Raw genomic sequence first — 19,212 nt, forward strand, 5'->3', positions numbered from 1 at the left:
GCCGCGTAGAATTCGACGCTTTCCCGAGGAGCGCTGCAGCGCCCGCCGGCCGGGGCCGCACAGGCGGCTCGCGCGTGGCGGCGTCAGGCTCGGGCCCACCGCGGCATGCAGCCGTGCGTGTACCAACGGCGCTCACCTGATGTGTCTGTTCTTGTTATCCAGGTGAGCCCCATGCCGTCGTCCGCCCCCGCATCTTCCGTCCCTTCGCACGCCGTGCCGCCCATGCGCCTGTCGGGGCTGGAGCCCGTGTTCATCGGCGAGGGGAGCTTGTTCGTCAACGTGGGCGAGCGCACCAACGTCACCGGCTCCAAGGCGTTCGCGCGCATGATCCTGAACGACCAGTACGAGCAGGCACTGTCGGTGGCGCGTCAGCAGGTGGAAAACGGCGCGCAGATCATCGACGTGAACATGGACGAGGCCATGCTGGACAGCAAGGCCGCGATGGTGCGCTTCCTGAACCTCATTGCCTCCGAGCCCGACATCGCCCGGGTGCCGGTGATGGTGGACAGCTCCAAGTGGGAGGTCATCGAGGCCGGCCTGCGCTGCCTGCAGGGCAAGGGCATCGTCAACTCCATCAGCATGAAGGAGGGCGTGGAAGAGTTCAAGCGCCAAGCCAAGCTGATCCGCCGCTACGGCGCGGCTGCCGTGGTCATGGCCTTCGACGAGAAGGGCCAGGCCGACACCTTCGCACGCAAGACCGAGATCTGCGAGCGCGCCTACCGCATCCTAGTGGACGAGGTGGGCATGGCGCCCGAGGACATCATCTTCGACCCCAACATCTTCGCCATCGCCACGGGCATCGAAGAGCACGCCAACTACGCCGTGGACTTCATCGAGGCCGTGCGCTGGATCAAGCAGCATCTGCCGGGCGCCAAGGTGTCGGGCGGCGTGTCCAACGTGTCGTTCAGCTTCCGCGGCAACGAGCCGGTGCGCGAGGCGATCCACACCGTGTTCCTGTACCACGCCATCAAGGCCGGCATGGACATGGGCATCGTCAACGCGGGCATGGTCGGCGTCTACGACGACCTCGACCCCGAGCTGCGCGAGCGTGTGGAAGACGTGGTGTTGAACCGCCGCCCCGACGCGGCCGAACGCCTGCTGGAGATCGCCGAGGCCGCCAAGGGCGCCGCCAAGGACGACAGCAAGAAGCTGGAGTGGCGCGGCACGCCCGAGCACCCGAAAACCGTGGGTGAGCGCCTGTCGCATGCGCTGGTACACGGCATCACCGACTTCATCGTCGAAGACACCGAGGAGGCCTACCAGCAGATCGTGGTGCAAGGCGGCGGCCGCCCGCTGCACGTGATCGAAGGCCCGCTGATGGACGGCATGAACATCGTGGGCGACCTGTTCGGCGCGGGCAAGATGTTCCTGCCGCAGGTGGTCAAGAGCGCCCGCGTGATGAAGCAGGCCGTGGCCCACCTGATCCCTTACATCGAGGAAGAAAAGCGCCAGCAGGAAGCCGCCGGCCTGGACGTGTCCAGCAAGGGCAAGATCGTCATCGCCACCGTGAAGGGCGACGTGCATGACATCGGCAAGAACATCGTGACCGTCGTCCTGCAGTGCAACAACTTCGAGGTCATCAACATGGGCGTGATGGTGCCCTGCCATGAAATCCTGGCGCGCGCCAAGGCCGAAGGCGCGGACATCATCGGCCTGTCGGGCCTCATCACGCCCAGCCTGGAAGAGATGCAGTACGTGGCCGGCGAGATGGACAAGGACGAGTACTTCCGCATCAAGAAGATTCCATTGCTGATCGGCGGCGCCACCTGCTCGCGCGTGCACACGGCCGTCAAGATCGCGCCGCAGTACCAGGGCCCCGTGGTCTACGTGCCCGATGCCTCGCGCAGCGTGAGCGTGGCGCAGAGCCTGCTGGGCGAGCAAAAGGACAGCTACCTGGCGGAGGTGCAGGCCGACTACGACCATGTGCGCCACCTGCATGCCAACAAGAAGAAGACGCCGGTGTGGCCGCTGGCGCAGTGCCGCGCCAACAAGACGCGCATCGACTGGGCGCATTACCAGCCGCCGGCGCCCAAGTTCATCGGCCGGCGCGTGATCAAGAACATCGACCTGGCCGAGCTGGTGCCCTTCATCGACTGGGCGCCGTACTTCCAGACCTGGGACCTGGCTGGCAAGTACCCCGACATCCTGCAGGACGAGGTGGTGGGCGAGGAAGCCACGCGCGTCTTCCGCGACGCACAGGCCATGCTCAAGAAGATCGTGGAGGGCCGCTGGCTCACGGCCCACGCCGTGGTGGGCTTCTGGCCCGCCAACACCGTGCGCGATGACGACATCGAGCTGTACGCCGATGCCGCGCGCGACAAGGTCGTGCTCACCTGGTACGGCCTGCGCCAGCAGGCCGAGAAGCAGCCCGACGCCGAGGGCCGCATGCGCCCCAGTCGCTGCCTGGCCGACTTCATCGCGCCTCGCCCGGAGGGTGGCGCACCCACGCAGGCCGACCACATTGGCGCGTTTGCCGTCACTGCCGGCATCGGCGTGGATGCCAAGGTGGCCGAGTTCATGGCCGACCACGACGACTACAGCGCCATCACCCTCAAGGCCCTGGCCGATCGCCTGGCCGAGGCCGGTGCCGAATGGCTGCACCACCGCGTGCGCACCGACTGGTGGGGCTACCAGGCGGGCGAGCGGCTGTCCAACGACGAACTGATCGCCGAGAAGTACGTGGGCATCCGCCCCGCGCCGGGCTACCCCGCATGCCCCGATCACCGGGTGAAGAAGCCGCTGTTTGCATTGCTGGGCACGGCCGACGTGGACATGGACATTACCGACAGCTACGCCATGACGCCCGCGGCCAGTGTGAGCGGCTTTTACTTCAGCCACCCCGAGAGCACCTACTTCAGCGTCGGCAAGATCGACGATGCGCAGGTGCAGGACATGGCCCAGCGCAGCGGAGTGCCCCTGGCCGAGGTGGAGCGCGCGCTCGCGCCGAATCTGGGGCTTTAGCGCCTGGTCGGCGCAGGCCATGCCAAGATCGACCCATGAACCTGCGCCTGCTGACATACCACACTGCACCCCTGCTGCTGGCGGCCTGGATGCCGCTGGTTGCCTGGGCGAACCCGTCCTGGCTGACGGCTGACGGGCGCCCCCTGCCGGCTGCGCATGAAGCGGTGCGCTGGCTCAACGAAGCCGCAGCCGATGGGCTGGAGCCGGCCGACTATGGCGCGCAGCACCTGAGTGATGCGCTGGCGGCCGCAGCCGCCCGCGGCCTGGATGCCGCCTGCGCCGTGGCGCTCGACCAGGAGCTGACGCAGGCCGTGGAGCGCTACCTGTATGAGCTGCACGGCGGGCGCATCGACCCGGCACGGCTCAACGAGCGCTACGACCACTCCCGCCGCCCCCAGCCCGACCTGCGCGCCGCGCTGCAGGCCGCGCTGGCCGACGGCCAGATCCAGCAGGCGCGGGACGCGGCCATCCCTCGCGTGCCCATGTACCCGGCGCTGCGCACACTGCTGGCGCAGTACCGCGCGCTGGGCGCTCACCCTGCCTGGGCGCAGCCGCTGCCCGCGCTGCCGGGCCGCAAGCTCACGCCGGGCCAGCCCTGGGAGGGCCTGGGCGTGCTGGCCGAGCGGCTGGTGGCGCTGGGCGACCTGCCGCCGCAGCCCACGGGCGAGCCGCCCGCAGCGTCCGCGCCGGCGCAATACACCCCCGCATTGGTCGAGGCCGTCACGGCCTTCCAGCGCCGCCACGGGCTGGAGGCGGACGGGGTGCTGGGCGCGACCACGCTGGCGGCGCTGAATGTGCCCCCGGCCGCACGCGCCGAGCAGATCGCGCTGCAGATGGAGCGCCTGCGCTGGACGCCCGTGCTGCAAGGCCCGCGCATGATTGCCGTGAACGTGCCCGAATACCGCCTGCGCGCCTATGAGTACGCGGGCGGCAGGATCACGCTGCGCCTGTCGATGGCGGTCATCGTCGGCAAGGCGCTGGATACGCGCACGCCGCTGTTCGATGAGGACATGCAGTCCATCGAATTCAGCCCGTACTGGAACATCCCGCCGTCCATCGCCCGCGGCGAAACCGTGCCGCGCCTGCGCCGCGACCCGGGCTACCTGGCACGGCAGGGCATGGAGTTCGTCAGCGCGGCGGGCGTGAGCACCGACGCCACACCCGAGATGCTGGGCGCCGTGCTGGCAGGCCAGGCGCGCATACGCCAGCGCCCGGGGCCGCTGAACGCGCTGGGCGATATCAAGTTCGTGCTGCCCAACAACGACAACATCTACCTGCACCACACCTCGGCGCCCACGCTGTTCGGCCGCAGCCGGCGCGACCTGAGCCACGGCTGCGTGCGTGTCGAGGAGCCGGTGGCGCTCGCCCAGTTCGTGTTGCAGGACGATCCCACCTGGACCGTGGAGCGCATCCGTGCGGCCATGGCGCAGCCCAAGCCCGTGTTCGTACGGCTGCCGCATCCGGTGCCGGTCATCATCACGCACATCACCGTGGTGGTGCAGGACGGCCGTCCGCACTTCTATGGCGACCTGTACGGCCATGACCGCAAGCTCGCCAGCCTGCTGCGCCAGCATTCGGCAAAACCCTACGATGCGGTCCGCGCGGGTAGTGCTGCCGGGGTGATCGGTCCAAAATAGCGCGTTTTTTCGCTTTTTCGAGGTTTTTCGCGCATGGCTCCACCGCACAACCCCCACCGCCGTCTATTCCTGGGGCGCGGCGCCGCCGTCGCGCACGCCGCTGCGGCCGCGGTGCTGCTGCCCAAGGCGGCGTTGGCGTCGCTCAGCGAAGAGCAGGACCTTGCGCGGCGCCTGGCCTTCAACCACCTGCACACCCATGAGCGGCTGGCGCTGGTCTACGCCCAGGGCGAACAATTCGTTCCCGCGGCGCTGCCCACGCTCAACCACTTCCTGCGCGACCACTACAGCGGCGACGTCGGCGTGATGGACCCGGACCTGTTCCACCTGCTGCACCGCGTGCGGCAGACGCTGCAGACGCAGCAGCCGTTCGAGGTGATCTCCGGCTACCGCAGCCCCCACACCAACGAGACGCTGCGCACCACGCGCGGCGGCGGTGTGGCGCGGCGCAGCCTGCACATGGACGGCAAGGCCATCGACGTGCGCCTGCCCGGCGTGTCCCTGAGCGACTTGCGCGACGCCGCCATCTCCCTGCGGGCGGGCGGCGTGGGCTACTACGCCCGGGAGCAGTTCGTGCACATCGACACCGGACGTGTGCGCAGCTGGTAAGCCTCTGCGCCGCAAGAGAACCAAGGCCCCGCATGCGGGGCCTTTTTCATGTCTGAGGAAGGGCGCTTGCTACACCGGGTCGCCCGGCGCCGCCATCTCCAGCTGCATCATGATCATGTTGACCAGCGTGTGCACCGTGGGCCGGCCGGTCTCGATGACGTAGTGCGCGGCCTCGCGGTACAGCGGGTCCCGCGCACGGTAGAGGTCGCGCAGGCGGGCCAGCGGGTCGTCCACCTGCAGCAGGGGCCGCGTGCGGTCGTGCTTGATGCGCTTGAAGATCTCGTCGGGCGAAGCGCGCAGGTACATCACATGGGGAAAGCCGCGGCGCAGCGTGGCGCGGTTGTCCTCGCGCAGCATGGCGCCGCCGCCGGTGGACAGCACCATGCCGCCGGGCTGGGCGGCCAGCTCGGCCAGCAGCGCAGCCTCGTGGTCGCGAAAGGCCGCTTCGCCATGCTGGTCGAAATAGTCACGGATGCTGGTGCCCAGCCGCTGCTCCAGCCGCTGGTCCAGGTCCACGAAGGGAAGCCCCAGACGGCGGGCGAGCTGGCGGCCCACCGTGGATTTGCCCGAGCCCGGCATGCCGACCAGGGCGCAACGCGTTTGCATGCTTGTCTGTCGTGGTGAGTGAAGACTGGGGAGTGTAAGAGCGTCCACCTGGTCCGTGGCAGCCGGTGCGCGGCCGGCTATCGGCTTGCGCCGACAGGGGGCCCGGCCCGCACTGTTCACAATCGGGCCATGCCACTGACCCTGCAGAGCCTCCAATCTTTTGCCCAGCCACTGCTGCAGCGGGTGTTGCAGCCCATTGCGCCGCTGGTGCGCGCCGTGCAGATGTGGCTGGACGCCGACGGCCTGCGCATGAGCGCGGCGATGTCGTTCTACGGCATGCTGAGCCTGGCGCCGCTGTTGCTGCTGCTGGTGGGTGTGCTCGGGTGGTGGATCGACCAGGCCTACCTGGAGAGCAATCTCATCGCCCAGGTGCGCGGGGTGATGGGCGAGCGCGGCGCCGAGGTGGTGCGCCTGGCGCTGGCCAGCGCGCAGGAGCCGGCCGAGGGGCGCCTCGCGTCGGTGGCCGGCTTCGTGCTGCTGCTGTCCGGCGCGACGGGGGTGTTTGTGGAGCTGCAGAGCGCGCTGGAGCGGCTGTGGGCACACGGTCAGCCCGCGCCCGAGCGCAAGGCGTGGTGGCGCATGGCCTCCCTGCGCCTGCGGGGCCTGGCCTATGTGCTGGCCATCGGTTTTCTGCTGCTGGTGTCGCTGGTGTTGTCCACGGCCATCAACGTGCTGGCCACCTGGGCCAGCGCGCGGCTGCCGTTCGGCTCGGGCACGCTGCTGCAGATCGTCAATGAGGCCGTGGCCTTCGCCGTGGCGGTGGCGCTGTTCTTGGGGCTGATGCGCATCGGCAGCGGCCCCAAGCCGCCCACGCATTGCCTGGTATTCGGCGCGGTGGTGGGCGCCACGCTGTTCACGGTGGGCAAGCAGTTGCTGGCGCTGTACCTGTCCACCGCGGCGGTGGTGTCGGCCTATGGCGCTGCGGGCTCGCTGGTGGTGCTGCTGATGTGGATCTACTTTTCGTCCGCGGTGCTGCTGTTCTCGGCCGCCAGCGCGCGGGCGCTGCACGAAACGCGTACCGCCGCCCCCGCGCCGGCGGGGCGTTGACCGCTGATTACGTCCGTTACGCCGCGCGCGGTTTTGTGAAGCAGGGCCGGCGTTAGCCTTGGCGCCGGTGCCGTGGCGGCTGCATGCGCAGCCCGCGGCTTTTCTTCTGGCAACCGGACGAGCACATGCATTCCACCTCTGCTTCCTCCGCCGCAGCCCCGTCCGCGGCTTCGCTCAAATGGCTGTGGGCCGCCGTGGGCGTGCTGGGCGTGAGTGTGCTGGCACTGGGCGGCACGCTGCTGGTGCAGAACCTGCGCGGCGGTCCGCCTGCTGGCGACTCCGCGGCCGGCGGACCGGCCGCCACGCTGGCAGCCACCGCGCCGCGCACGCCCGAGGCGGAAGTGTTGAATGAAAAAGCGCCTCCAGCCCAGTCTCAGCAAGCGATGGCAGCTCTCGATTCAGGAGCAAATCCCACAGCCCGGCGCGCAGCAGCGCCGCCTTCTCCACAGGCGTATCCACAGGACGACCCACAGACGTATGCACAGGGCTATCCACAGCCGGGGGCATCGCCCTCGCCAGTGCCAACCCAGCGCGGCGAACCGCTGCAGCGGGCCGTGGCGCAGCGCAGTGCGGCGCCGGTGTGTGCCACCTGCGGGCGGGTGGAGTCGGTGCGCGCCGTCGAGCAGGCCGCGCCGGCCACGGGCGTGGGCGCGGTGGCCGGCGGTGTGCTGGGGGGCGTGCTGGGCAACCAGATCGGCAAGGGATCGGGCCGCACCGCGGCCACGGTGCTGGGCGCCGTGGGCGGCGGCTACGTGGGCCACAAGGTGGAGCAGCGCGCCCGTACCACCACGGTCTACCAGATGCGCGTGCGCATGGATGACGGTTCGGTGCGCAACTTCACGCGCGCCCAGCCGCTGGCCGAGGGCACGGCCGTGCGCGTGCAGGGCAAGAGCCTGCGCGTGGACCCGGGGGCGGATGCCGGCCGCGCGGGCGTGGAGCCGGTGCGCGTAGTGGACCGGGGCTATTGAGCGCAGGGGCCTGCGCTTGCCGAGAGTGGCTACCCAGGTGCTACGAAAATAAAAGCGGCCTGCGCTTGCGGGCAGGCCGTTTTGAGGGGGGATTGGCGTTGGATCGCCTGTGGGTAAGCGCCAATAGCTCCTATTTTGATAGCAAATCGACGCGGCGAGGGCCGCGTGCGTCACTTCTCCACGAAGGCGCGCTCGATCACGAAGTCGCCGGGGCGCGTGGTGTTGCCTTCCTCGAAGTCGCGCTTTTCCAGCAGTTCCTTGAGCGAGGCCAGCATCTCCGGGCTGCCGCAGAGCATCACGCGGTCGTCCAGCGGGTTGAGTTCGGGCAGGCCCAGGTCGGCGGCCAGCTTGCCGCTGTCGATCAGGTTGGGCATGCGGCCCTGGTTGCGGAAGGGCTCGCGCGTGACCGTGGGGTAGTACTTGAGCTGCTTGGTGATCAGCTCGCCCAGGAACTCATGCTGGGGCAGTTCCTTGGTGATGTAGTCGTGGTAGGCCAGCTCGGCCACCTGGCGCACGCCGTGGATCAGGATCACCTGCTCGAACTTCTCGTACGTCTCGGGGTCGCGGATCACGCTCAGGAACGGCGCCAGGCCCGTGCCCGTGGACATCAGGTACAGCCGCTTGGCGGGCAGCAGGTAGTCGATGAGCAGCGTGCCCGTGGGCTTCTTGCCCACGATGATGGAGTCGCCCACCTGGATGTGCTGCAGGCGCGAGGTCAGCGGGCCGTCCGGCACCTTGATGGAGAGGAACTCCAGGTGCTCCTCGTAGTTGGCGCTGACGATGCTGTAGGCGCGCAGCAGCGGCTTGCCGTCCACCTTCAGGCCGATCATGGTGAAGTGGCCGTTGGAGAACCGCAGCGCCGGGTCGCGCGTGGTGGTGAAGGAGAACAGGCGGTCGGTCCAGTGGTGTACGGTCAGTACACGCTCTTCGTGAAATGCGCTCATGGATGGGTGCCAGAAAAATGAACGAAAACAGGGCGAACGGGAGCCGTGGGGGCAGGGCCGGTGGCGTTAGTGTCGCGGCTTTGATATGCGCTCTCGGCATAAGCCGACATTTGCGCTGTGTCCACGGCACCCGTCAAGCATCGCGTGCGGGCGTTGGCTGCCCCCTGCCATGCGGGCAAACCCGCGCATTGTCGGGCAAACTCGTGGCAGCGGTACAGTTGCGTTGCCCGGAAGCTGACCTGTGGCAAAGGATTCGACCATGCACAAGCCCTTCACCCCCCTGCTCGTCCTGCTGTTTGCCGGTGGCGCCTATGCGCAGGGGGCCTATACGATCGGGGAGATCAACAGCTACAAGGCCCAGCCGGCCTTCCTGGAGCCCTACAAGAAGGGCATGGAACTGGCGGTCGAGCAGATCAATGCGGCTGGCGGCATCCAGGGCAAGCAACTGCGGCTGGTCACGCGCGACGACAACGCCACCCCCGGCGACGCGGTGCGCGCGGCCGAGGAACTGATCGCGCGCGAGAAGGTGGATGTGCTCATGGGCAGCTTCCTGTCGCACGTGGGCCTGGCGCTGACCGACTTCGCGCAGCAGAAGAAGCGCTTCTTCCTGGCGGCCGAACCGCTCACCGACAAGATCGTGTGGGAGCACGGCAACCGCTACACCTTCCGCCTGCGCCCCTCCACCTACATGCAGGTGGCCATGCTGGTGCCCGAAGCCGTGGCGCTGAAGAAAAAGCGCTGGGCCATCGTTTACCCCAACTACGAGTACGGCCAGTCGGCCGTGGCCACGTTCAAGCAGTTGCTCAAGGCCGCGCAGCCGGACGTGGAGTTCGTTGCCGAGCAGGCCACGCCGCTGGGCAAGGTGGACGCCGGCAGCGTGGCCCAGGCGCTGGAAGACGCCAAGCCCGATGCGATCTTCAACGTGCTGTTTGCCGCCGACCTCGCCAAATTCGTGCGCGAGGGCAACACCCGCGGGCTGTTCGCGGGCCGCAGCGTGGTGAGCCTGCTGTCGGGCGAGCCGGAATACCTGGACACGCTCAAGAGCGAGACGCCCGAGGGCTGGATCGTCACCGGCTACCCCTGGTATGCCATCCAGACCCCCGAGCACAAGGCCTTTCTGGACGCCTACATGAAGCGTTTCAAGGACTACCCGCGCGCGGGCTCGGTGGTGGGCTACAACGCCGTCCAGTCGGTTGCGGCGGGGCTGGCCAAGGCCGGATCGGCCGACACCGAAAAGCTCATCGCCGCCTTCCGCGGCCTGCAGGTGGCCACGCCGTTCGGTCCCATCACCTACCGCACGCAGGACCACCAGTCCACCATGGGTGCCTACGTGGGCAAGACCGCGCTGCGCATGGGCAAGGGTGTGATGGTGGACTTCACCTACCGCGACGGCGCCAAGTACCAGCCCAGCGACGCCGAGGTGAAGCGGCTGCGCAAGGACGAGTGACCGCCGGACTCTGCGCCGGCGCCCTTCCCGTGGGGGAACGCGCGGCCGCTACCGCGGGGCGACCCGGGCGCTATGGCTGCGGGCTTCACCCGTGCAGGCTGCGGTGGCCCTGTGCGGCAATGGACGACTGACATGGATGTTTCGGGGCTGCTGGCCCAACTGCTCAATGGCCTGGCGGGCGCTTCCACGTTGTTCCTCGTGGCGGCGGGACTGTCGCTGATCTTTGGGGTGATGCGCATCGTCAACTTCGCGCACGGCTCGTTTTACATGCTGGGCCTGTACCTGGCCTATGCCCTGGTGGAGCGTCTGGGCGAGGCCCTCGGCTTCTGGCCTGCGCTGCTGCTGGCTCCGCTGGCCGTGGGCCTGCTGGGCGCGGCGGTGGAGGTGCTGCTGCTGCGCCGCATCTACCGCGCACCCGAACTGTTGCAGCTCCTGGCCACCTTCGCCTTGGTGCTGGTGATCAAGGACGCGGCGCTGTGGCTCTGGGGGCCGCAGGAGCTGTTCGGCCCGCGCGCGCCGGGCCTGGAGGGCGCGGTGGGCCTGCTGGGCCGGCGCTTCCCGGCCTACGACCTGTTCCTCATCGCCGTGGGGCCGCTGGTGCTGGTGCTGCTCACGCTGCTGCTCACGCGCACGCGCTGGGGCACGCTGGTGCGCGCCGCCACGCAGGACCGTGAGATGGTCGGTGCGCTGGGCGTGAACCAGGCCTGGCTGTTCACCAGCGTGTTCGCGCTGGGGGCCCTGCTGGCAGGCCTGGGCGGCGCGCTGCAGCTGCCGCGCGAGCCTGCCAGCCTGGAACTGGACATGCTCACCATCGGCGCCGCCTTCGTGGTGGTGGTGGTGGGCGGCATGGGCTCGCTGCCCGGCGCCTTCGTGGCGGCGCTGGTGATTGCCGAGCTCAAGGCCGTGTGCATCTGGCTGGGCGTGGTCGAGGTCGCGGGGGTGGAGGTGGCCTTTCCCCAGCTCACGCTCGTGGTGGAATTCCTGGTGATGGCGGCCGTGCTCATCTGGCGGCCCTGGGGCCTGATGGGCCGCCCGCAGGCCGTGGCGCGTGGCGTGGGCACGCCCGAGGCGCCGCTGCGCCAGGCGGGGCAGGGTGCCACGGCCGCTTGGTGCGCGTTGGTGCTGGCCCTGGCACTGCTGCCGCTGGCGGTGGAGCCGGGCAGCTACGCCACCGTGTTGCTGACCGACATCGCGATTGCCGCGCTGTTCGCCGCCAGCCTGCATTGCATCCTGGGGCCGGGCGGGCTGCATTCGTTTGGCCATGCGGCGTACTTCGGCCTGGGCGCCTACGGCGCGGCGCTGCTGGTGCGCTGGCTGGACTGGCCCATGGGCACGGCGCTGCTGCTGGGGCCGCTGGTGGCGGCGGCCGGTGCGCTGGTGTACGGCTGGTTCTGCGTGCGCCTGTCGGGCGTGTCGCTCACCATGCTCACGCTGGCGTTCGCGCAGATCACCTGGGCCATCGCCTACCAGTGGGACGGTTTCACCGGCGGCAGCAACGGCATCACCGGCGTGTGGCCGCCGCAGTGGGCCGCGCAGGGCGCGGGCTTCTATTGGCTGGTGCTGGCGCTGGCCGTGGCGGGCATCTACCTGCTGCGGCGCATGCTGTTTGCGCCGCTGGGCTGGGCGCTGCGCGCGGCGCGCGACTCGGCGCTGCGGGCCGACGCCATTGGCATCGACGTGCGCGGCGTGCAGTGGGCCGCCTTCGTGGCGGCGGGGCTGCTGGCCGGTCTGGCGGGGGCGCTGTACGTGTTTTCCAAAGGCAGCGTGGCGCCCGATGCGCTGGGCGTGTCGCGCTCGGTGGACGGGCTGGTGATGGTGCTGCTGGGCGGCATGCAGCAGCTGGCCGGGCCGGTGGTGGGTGCGGGCGTGTTCACCTGGCTGCACGACACCGTAGCGCGCAGTACCGACTACTGGCGCGCGCTGCTGGGCGGCATCATGCTGCTGCTGGTGCTGCTGTTTCCTCAAGGAATTTCGGGGTTTGCGCAGATGGGAAAAGCGCGAGCAGCTATCAAAAACAAAGCACAGGAGGGCGCGCCATGAGCCTGCTGCAGGTCCAGGGGCTGCGCAAGTCCTTCGGCGGCGTGCAGGCCGTGCAGGGCGTGTCGTTCGCACTGCAGGCCGGCGAGTTGCTGGCGCTGATCGGCCCCAACGGCGCGGGCAAGAGCACCACCTTCAACCTGGTGGGCGGGCAGCTCCTGCCCGATGCGGGGCGCGTGCTGCTGCAGGGCCAGGACATCACCGGCCTGGCGCCACGCGCCGTCTGGCGGCGCGGCGTGGGGCGCACCTTCCAGATCGCGCAGACCTTTGCCAGCTTCACCGTGCTGCAGAACGTGCAGATGGCGCTGCTGTCGCACGACCGGCACGCCTGGCGCTGGTGGCGCCGTGCCGATGCGCACCGCCCGCACGATGCCCTGGCGCTGCTGGAGCAGGTGGGCATGGCTGCCCAGGCGCAGCGCCCGTGCAGCGCGCTGGCCTACGGCGATGTCAAGCGCGTGGAGCTGGCCATGGCGCTGGCGCACGCCCCGGCGCTGCTGCTGATGGACGAGCCCACCGCCGGCATGGCACCGGCCGAGCGCCTGGCGCTCATGCAGCTGGTGCAGCGCATCGCGCGCGAGCGGCGCATGGGCGTGCTGTTCACCGAGCACAGCATGGACGTGGTCTTCGGCCTGGCCGACCGCGTGGCCGTGCTGGTGCGCGGCCAGCTGCTGGCCGAAGGCACGCCGCAGCAGATCCAGGACGACGCGCGGGTGCAGGCCGCCTACCTGGGCACGGGGCTGGCGCTGGAGTCCGCATGACGAATCAAAACGATAGCGCCTTGCGCTTGCCCAGCAAGGCTTTGGCAGCAAAAACACCCTTGCTGGAGGTGGCAGACCTGCACGCCTGGTACGGCGCGGCCCACATCCTGCACGGCGTGTCGCTGAACGTGGGGCGCGGCGAGGTGGTGGCCCTGATGGGGCGCAACGGCGCGGGCAAGTCCACCACGCTCAAGGGCATTGCCGGCCTGCTGGAGCGGCGCAGCGGGCGCATCGAATTCCTGGGCCAGCGCATCGACCGCCAGCCGCCGCACGCCATCGCGCGGCGCGGCCTGGGCTACGTGCCGGAGGATCGGCGCATCTTCACCGACCTCACAGTGCTGGAGAACCTGGAGGTGGGCCGCCAAAAGCCCCGCCACTGGCCGGACGGCACGCCCGCGCCGCTGTGGACGCCCGAGCGGCTGTTCACGCTGTTCCCCAACCTGGGCGAAATGCCCGACCGCCCCGGCGGGCGCATGAGCGGCGGAGAGCAGCAGATGCTGACCGTGGCGCGCACCCTCATGGGCCAGCCGCTGCTGGTGCTGCTGGACGAGCCCTCGGAGGGCGTGGCGCCGGTCATCGTGCAGCAGATGGCGCGCACCATCCGCGCGCTGAAGGCGCAGGGCATCGGCATCCTGCTGAGCGAACAGAACCTGCCCTTCGCCGAGGCCGTGGCCGACCGCGCCTGCGTGCTGGAGCAGGGCCGCATCGTGTACAGCGCCGGGATGGCGCAGCTGGCGGGCGACGCCGCGGCGCGGCGGCAGTACCTGGGCGTGTAGCGGCCCAGGGACACGTGGGGGCCAGGCCGTTCAGGCGGCGGCCACCTGCGCCAGATGCTCCGCCACCACCTGCGCCAGCCAGTCCATCACCGTGCGCACGCGCCGCGGCAGGTTGCGGCGGTTGGCGTACATCAGCGTGAGCGGCATCGGCGGGGCGGCCAGTTGCGGCAGCACTTCGACCAGATCGCCGCGCGCCAGCAGGTCCACCACGCCCAGGTGCGGCACCTGGATCAGGCCCAGCCCCGCCAGGCAGCCGGCCATGTAGGCCTCGGCATTGTTCACCGTGAGGGCGCCCTGCATGGGGGTGAGCACGAGTGCGCCATCCACCACGGCCTCGAAGCCTGCAGAGCGGGCGCCCAGCGTGTTCACGAAATGCACCAGCCGGTGGCCCGGCAGGTCGGCGAGCGAGCGTGGCGTGCCATGCGCGCGCAGATAGGCCGGGCTGGCGCAGTTGACCAGCCGCACCAGCCCCAGCGGGCGCGCGACCAGGCTGCTGTCCACCACGGCGCCCGTGCGCAGCACGCAGTCGAAGCCCTCGCGCACCACGTCCACGCGGCGCTCGGTGCTGCTCAGCTCCACCTCCAGACCGGGGTGGCGCGCCAGCAGTTCGGGCAGGCGGGGCACCACCACGTTGCGCGCCATGCCGGTGGACATGTCGATGCGCACGCGTCCTTTCAGGCCGGCGCCGTCGGGGTGCTGGAACATGGACTGCAGCTCGTCCACGTCCGCCAGCAGATCCTTGCACCGCTCGTAATAGGCCTGCCCGTCCTGCGTGAGCTGGACGCGCCGGGTGGTGCGGTGCAGCATGCGCGTGCCAAGCTGGGTTTCGAGCTGCTGCACGGCGGTGGAGGCGCTGGCCTTGGGAATGCCCAGCGCTTCGGCGGCCTGCGTGAAGCTGGCCAGCTCGGCCACGCGGACGAAGATGTGCATGCGGTCAAACGGGCTCATTGTTCGTATCAAAAGAACGATGCGATCAATTTTCAGTGATTTATGGATGCAGCGCGGATCAATAGAGTTCGCTCACTGCTTCTCACTCCTCACTGAAAGGTTCCCGCCATGACCCACGCCGCATCTTCTTCCTCCTCTACGGCCACCGCCGGCATGGCCGCCCGCCCGGCCATCGCCCTCATCACCGGCGGCAGCCGGGGACTGGGCCGCAATGCCGCGTTGCACGTGGCGCGGTCCGGCACCGATGTGATCCTGACCTACCGCAGCCAGGCCGCCGAGGCGCAGGCCGTCGTCGCAGAGATCGAGGCCCTCGGCCGCCGCGCCGTGGCGCTGCCCCTGGACGTGGCGGCCAGCGCCACCTTCACCGCTTTCGCAGGCCAGATGCGCGACGTGCTGGCGCGGCACTGGCAGCGCGAGCGTTTCGACTTCCTCGTGAACAACGCGGGCGTGGGCGGGTATGCCAGCTTCATGGAAACCACCGAGGCGCAGTTCGACGACATGGTCAACATCCACCTCAAGGGCGTGTTTTTCCTCACACAGAAGCTGCTGCCGCTGATGAACGACGGCGGGCGCATCCTGAACGTGTCGTCGGGCCTGGCGCGGTTCGCGCTACCGGGCTACGCGGCCTATGCGGCGATGAAGGGCGGGGTGGAGGTGCTGACGCGCTACCTGGCCAAGGAACTGGGCGCGCGCGGCATTGCCGTGAACGTGGTGGCGCCTGGCGCGATCGAGACGGATTTTGGCGGCGGCGCCGTGCGCGACAACGCGCAGCTCAACGCCTTCATCGCCGGCCAGACCGCGCTGGGCCGCGTGGGCCTGCCGGACGACATCGGTGGAGTGATCGCTGCGCTGCTGCAGCCGGGCACGGGCTGGGTGAACGCGCAGCGCATCGAGGCATCGGGCGGCATGTTCGTTTGACGCCCGGCAGCGGGGCTGCGCCTGGTTGCTTTACTGCATTTTTGGGCTGTAGCGCTTGTTAAATCAGCGCTAACAGCTATAAATAACGTAGCAAAACGGGGCGGATGGGGCATCCCCGCCCGGGGCGCTCAGAAGGCTTCCCAATCGTCGTCGCTGTGGCGCGCGGTGGCCGGGGCCGCCTTGGCCGCTGCCGGCGGGCGGGCGGGCGCCGCCAGCGTGCGCGCTGCTGCGGCGGGCTTGGTCGTTGTGGTCGTTGTGGCCGGTGCGGGCCGGCGGAGGGGGGCGGGCGCTGCCGCTGCCGTTGCCGTCTGGGCGGCCTGCAGGCCTTCCACGCGGAACACGCTCACTGCCTGGGCCAACTGGCCAGCCTGGGCCTTGAGCGAGCCCGTGGCGGCGGTGGCTTCCTCCACCAGTGCGGCGTTCTGCTGCGTGACCTGGTCCATCTGCGTGATGGCCTGGTGCACCTGCTCGATGCCCGCGCTCTGCTCTTGGCTGGCGGCGGTGATCTCGGCCACCAGGTCGCTCACGCGCTGCACGCTCTGCACGATGGCGTCCATGGTGCGGCCGGCTTCCTCGACCTGGTGGGAGCCTTCCTCCACTTTGGCGACCGAGTCGCCGATCAGGCCCTTGATGTCCTTGGCGGCAGCCGCGCTGCGCTGTGCCAGTGCGCGCACCTCGCCGGCCACCACGGCAAAGCCGCGGCCCTGCTCGCCGGCGCGTGCGGCCTCCACCGCGGCGTTCAGCGCCAGGATGTTGGTCTGGAAGGCGATCGAGTCGATCACGCCGATGATGTCGCTGATCTTGCGGCTGCTGGCGTTGATGGCGCCCATGGTCTGCACCACGCCGGCCACCACCTGGCCGCCCTGCGTGGCCGTCTGCGCGGCGGAGGAGGCCAACTGGTTGGCCTGACGCGCGTTGTCGGCGTTCTGGCGCACGGTGCTGGTCAGCTGCTCCATCGAGGCGGCGGTTTCCTGCAGCGAGCTGGCCTGCTCCTCGGTGCGCGAGGACAGGTCCTGGTTGCCTGCGTCGAGCTGGCTGGACGCCGTGGCGATGCCGTCGGTGCCCGAGCGCACACGCGCCACCACCTGCGACAGGCTGGCGTTCATCTCCTGCAGCGCCTGCAGCAGCTGGCCGGTCTCGTCGCGCGAATCGACCTGCACGCGGCTGGTGAGGTCGTTGGCCGCCACGGCGCGCGCCACCTGCACGGCCTGCGCCAGCGGCCGCGTGATGCCGCGTGTGAGCCACCATGCGCACAGGGCGCCTGCGCCCAGGCCGAGCACGCCCAGCACGATCAGCCACAGCCGGCTTTGCCCATAGGTGACATTGATCCCCTGCGCCGTGGCGTCGATGCGGGAGCGTTGCATGTCCAGCAGGCGCTGGATCAGCGCCACGTACTGGTCGGTGGCGGGCAGGTACACCTGGGTGAGCAGGCGTTCGGCCTCCTCCAGCTGGCCCTCGGCCTTGGCCTTCACGGCCTGGTCGCGCGAGGACAGGTAGGTCACGCGCGCCTTCTGGATGTCGGCCCACAGGGCCTTTTCCTCGTCGCTGGTGAGCAGCGTCTCGATACGCTTTTGCAGCTCGGCCGATTCGCGCGTGGAGGTGGCGGTGTCCGCCGCGAAGAACTGGCCGAGCGAGGGGTCCGTGCTCTTGACGATGGCCGAGGTGCGCCGCGCCGCGCTGTACACGTAGCGGTACCAGTCGCTGATCATGCGCTCTACCGCCAAGGGTTGCTGCGTCATCTCGTTGGTGGCTTGCGCCACGGTCTGCAGGCGCCATACGCCAAAGGCCGTCATCAGGGCCATCAGCAGCAGGACAAGGGCGAAGCCGCCTCCCAGGCGGGTGCCGATGCTGAGGTTTTTCATAGGATCTTCAGGAGGATTCAAACAAGGAAGGGCAGCGGTGGCGCGTCACGCCGGTGCGCGCAGGGCGCGCCGGTATTGCACGGCTTCGGCCACATGGGCGGCGCCCACGGTCTCGCAACCCGATAGATCGGCAATAGTACGTGCAACCTTGAGGGCCCGGTGCGTGCTGCGCGCCGACCACGCCAGGCGCGCCGCCGCGGCCTGCAGGAACCGCGCGGCCGGCGCGTCCAGCGCCGCCATCTGTTCCAGCTCCTGACCCTGCAATGCCTGGTTGGCCTTGCCCTGGCGCTGGAGCGCTCGTTCGTGCGCGCGGGCCACGCGTTCGCGCACGGCGCCGCTGGGTTCGCCGGGCGGGGCGCCCAGCAGTTCCTCGGGCGGCAGCGCGGGCACCTCCACATGCAGGTCGATGCGGTCCAGCAGCGGGCCGCTGAGCTTGCCCTGGTAGCGCGCGATCTGGTCGGGTGTGCAGCGGCAGGCGCGCTGGTGCGAGCCCGCAAAACCACAGGGGCAGGGGTTCATGGCCGCCACGAGCTGAAAGCGCGCCGGGAACTCGGCGCGCTGCGCCGCCCGGGCGATGGTGATGCGCCCGCTCTCCAGCGGCTCGCGCAGCGCTTCCAGGGCGCTGCGGGCGAATTCGGGGAATTCATCGAGGAAGAGCACGCCTTCGTGCGCGAGCGAGATCTCGCCCGGGCGCGGCGGCGAGCCCCCGCCCACCAGTGCGATCGCGCTGCAGCTGTGGTGCGGGCTGGCTGTGGTGCGCTGCATCCACTGCGCGGGGCTGAAGCGCCCGGCCAGGCTGGCAATGGCCGCGCTCTCCAGCGCTTGCTCCACCCCCATCGGGGGCAGCAGCCCGGCAAAACGCTGGGCCAGCATGGATTTGCCCGAGCCCGGGGGCCCCACGAGCAGCAGCCCGTGCCCGCCTGCGGCAGCGATCTCCAGTGCGCGCTTGGCCGCGGCCTGCCCCTTCACGTCGGCCAGGTCCGGGCCATCGGTGGCCGGGGCCGGCGGCGCGGGTTGCAGCCGCTGCCAACCGCCGTCGTCCGCGCCATCATCGTTCGGCGGGGGCACGGGCACGAACTGGCGCACCACGTCCAACAGGTGGTGCGCGCGGTAGATCTCGGTGCCCGGCACCAGCGCAGCTTCTTCGGCGCTGCCGGGGGGAAGCACCGTGCGTACGGGCTGCGCCAGCGCGCGCAGCGCCAAGCTGGTCGCCAGGGCGCCGCGCACCGGGCGCAGCAGGCCCGACAGCGATAGCTCGCCGGCGAACTCCCAGCCGTCCAACCGGGCCGCGTCGATCTGCCCGCTCGCGGCCAGGATGCCCAGCGCGATCGGCAGGTCGAAGCGGCCGGAGTCTTTGGGCAGATCGGCCGGCGCCAGGTTCACGGTGATCTTCTTGTTGGCCGGGAATTCCAGCCCGGCGTTCTGCAGCGCGGAGCGCACGCGCTCGCGCGCCTCCTTGACCTCGACATCGGCCAGGCCCACCAGCGCGAAGCTGGGCAACCCGTTGGCCAGGTGTACTTCCACAGTAACGGCGGGCGCGTGCAGGCCCAGCAGGGCGCGGCTTTGCACCAAAGCAAGACTCATCGCAACGGATCTCCCCAGGCATGTGCGTGCAACCATGGCGACGGATGCGCCAGGGGGCCGCCCTGCACCAGGCTGGTGCGAAATGCGCCGGGCTGCAACCCCTGTGACTGCAC

At 69.7% G+C, this 19,212-nt stretch carries 15 protein-coding genes and 1 riboswitch; of the genes, 10 read left to right on the forward strand and 5 right to left on the reverse strand.

Translation table 11 applies throughout. The features are described from left to right. The first annotated feature begins 19 nt into the window (after positions 1-19). Positions 20-141: riboswitch (S-adenosyl-L-homocysteine riboswitch) on the forward strand. A 30-nt stretch (positions 142-171) separates the two neighbouring features. From metH to OX89_RS07785, 3 genes are read left to right on the forward strand one after another with little or no spacing between them, the layout of a single operon-like run. Next, positions 172-2,961 carry a methionine synthase gene (gene metH / locus OX89_RS07775; RefSeq protein WP_234305528.1) on the forward strand — a complete coding sequence of 930 codons (2,790 nt, stop codon included), beginning with the start codon at positions 172-174 and terminating at the stop codon, positions 2,959-2,961. A gap of 35 nt (positions 2,962-2,996) precedes the next feature. Next, positions 2,997-4,598 carry a murein L,D-transpeptidase gene (locus OX89_RS07780; protein ID WP_047350180.1) on the forward strand — a complete coding sequence of 534 codons (1,602 nt, stop codon included), beginning with the start codon at positions 2,997-2,999 and terminating at the stop codon, positions 4,596-4,598. 33 nt (positions 4,599-4,631) lie between these two features. Next, positions 4,632-5,204 carry a DUF882 domain-containing protein gene (locus OX89_RS07785; RefSeq protein WP_047350181.1) on the forward strand — a complete coding sequence of 191 codons (573 nt, stop codon included), beginning with the start codon at positions 4,632-4,634 and terminating at the stop codon, positions 5,202-5,204. Between the two features lie 69 nt (positions 5,205-5,273). Here OX89_RS07785 and OX89_RS07790 read toward each other — a convergent pair whose 3' ends face one another. Further along, complete coding sequence (locus tag OX89_RS07790) at positions 5,274-5,810, reverse strand: shikimate kinase (protein WP_047350182.1); 537 nt, start codon at positions 5,808-5,810, stop codon at positions 5,274-5,276. 129 nt (positions 5,811-5,939) lie between these two features. On the opposite strand from OX89_RS07790, the gene OX89_RS07795 reads away from it, so the two are divergent. Beyond that, positions 5,940-6,857 (forward strand): YihY/virulence factor BrkB family protein, encoded by a 918-nt coding sequence (locus OX89_RS07795; RefSeq protein WP_157497364.1) that lies wholly within the window; start codon positions 5,940-5,942, stop codon positions 6,855-6,857. 125 nt (positions 6,858-6,982) lie between these two features. Next, a complete protein-coding gene (locus OX89_RS07800; RefSeq protein WP_047350232.1) occupies positions 6,983-7,825 on the forward strand; it encodes a glycine zipper 2TM domain-containing protein in 843 nt (280 codons plus the stop codon). Positions 7,826-7,995: 170 nt separating this feature from the next. On the opposite strand, the gene OX89_RS07805 is transcribed toward OX89_RS07800, so the two are convergent. Further along, positions 7,996-8,769 (reverse strand): ferredoxin--NADP reductase, encoded by a 774-nt coding sequence (locus tag OX89_RS07805; protein WP_047350183.1) that lies wholly within the window; start codon positions 8,767-8,769, stop codon positions 7,996-7,998. A 259-nt stretch (positions 8,770-9,028) separates the two neighbouring features. Between OX89_RS07805 and OX89_RS07810 the strand changes: the two genes are divergently transcribed. The 4 genes from OX89_RS07810 to OX89_RS07825 all read left to right on the forward strand — a co-directional run bounded on the left by OX89_RS07810 (position 9,029) and on the right by OX89_RS07825 (position 13,787). Continuing rightward, positions 9,029-10,216: an ABC transporter substrate-binding protein gene (locus OX89_RS07810; RefSeq protein ID WP_047350184.1), complete on the forward strand. Its 1,188-nt coding sequence runs from the start codon at positions 9,029-9,031 to the stop codon at positions 10,214-10,216. A gap of 132 nt (positions 10,217-10,348) precedes the next feature. Then, positions 10,349-12,256, forward strand: a complete 1,908-nt coding sequence (locus OX89_RS07815) for an ABC transporter permease (RefSeq protein WP_047350185.1) — start codon at positions 10,349-10,351, stop codon at positions 12,254-12,256. Further along, positions 12,253-13,011, forward strand: a complete 759-nt coding sequence (locus OX89_RS07820; protein WP_047350186.1) for an ABC transporter ATP-binding protein — start codon at positions 12,253-12,255, stop codon at positions 13,009-13,011. Before OX89_RS07815 ends, OX89_RS07820 begins: the two co-directional genes overlap by 4 nt. Then, complete coding sequence (locus OX89_RS07825; protein WP_047350187.1) at positions 13,008-13,787, forward strand: ABC transporter ATP-binding protein; 780 nt, start codon at positions 13,008-13,010, stop codon at positions 13,785-13,787. The genes OX89_RS07820 and OX89_RS07825 overlap by 4 nt, the downstream gene beginning before the upstream one ends. A 30-nt stretch (positions 13,788-13,817) precedes the next feature. Here the strand turns inward: OX89_RS07825 and OX89_RS07830 are convergent, their stop codons facing one another. Continuing rightward, positions 13,818-14,735, reverse strand: a complete 918-nt coding sequence (locus tag OX89_RS07830) for a LysR family transcriptional regulator (protein WP_084002035.1) — start codon at positions 14,733-14,735, stop codon at positions 13,818-13,820. 108 nt (positions 14,736-14,843) lie between these two features. Between OX89_RS07830 and OX89_RS07835 the strand changes: the two genes are divergently transcribed. Further along, complete coding sequence (locus OX89_RS07835) at positions 14,844-15,653, forward strand: SDR family NAD(P)-dependent oxidoreductase (protein WP_047350188.1); 810 nt, start codon at positions 14,844-14,846, stop codon at positions 15,651-15,653. Between the two features lie 128 nt (positions 15,654-15,781). Here OX89_RS07835 and OX89_RS07840 read toward each other — a convergent pair whose 3' ends face one another. Next, the gene (locus OX89_RS07840) at positions 15,782-17,515 is read right to left on the reverse strand and encodes a methyl-accepting chemotaxis protein (protein ID WP_047350189.1); all 1,734 of its coding nucleotides are present in this window, start codon (positions 17,513-17,515) and stop codon (positions 15,782-15,784) included. 45 nt (positions 17,516-17,560) lie between these two features. Continuing rightward, positions 17,561-19,099, reverse strand: a complete 1,539-nt coding sequence (locus OX89_RS07845) for a YifB family Mg chelatase-like AAA ATPase (protein ID WP_012655283.1) — start codon at positions 19,097-19,099, stop codon at positions 17,561-17,563. Positions 19,100-19,212 lie beyond the last annotated feature (113 nt).

The sequence above is a fragment of the Diaphorobacter sp. J5-51 genome (assembly GCF_001023515.1).
In the GTDB taxonomy this organism is placed as follows: domain Bacteria; phylum Pseudomonadota; class Gammaproteobacteria; order Burkholderiales; family Burkholderiaceae_C; genus Diaphorobacter; species Diaphorobacter nitroreducens.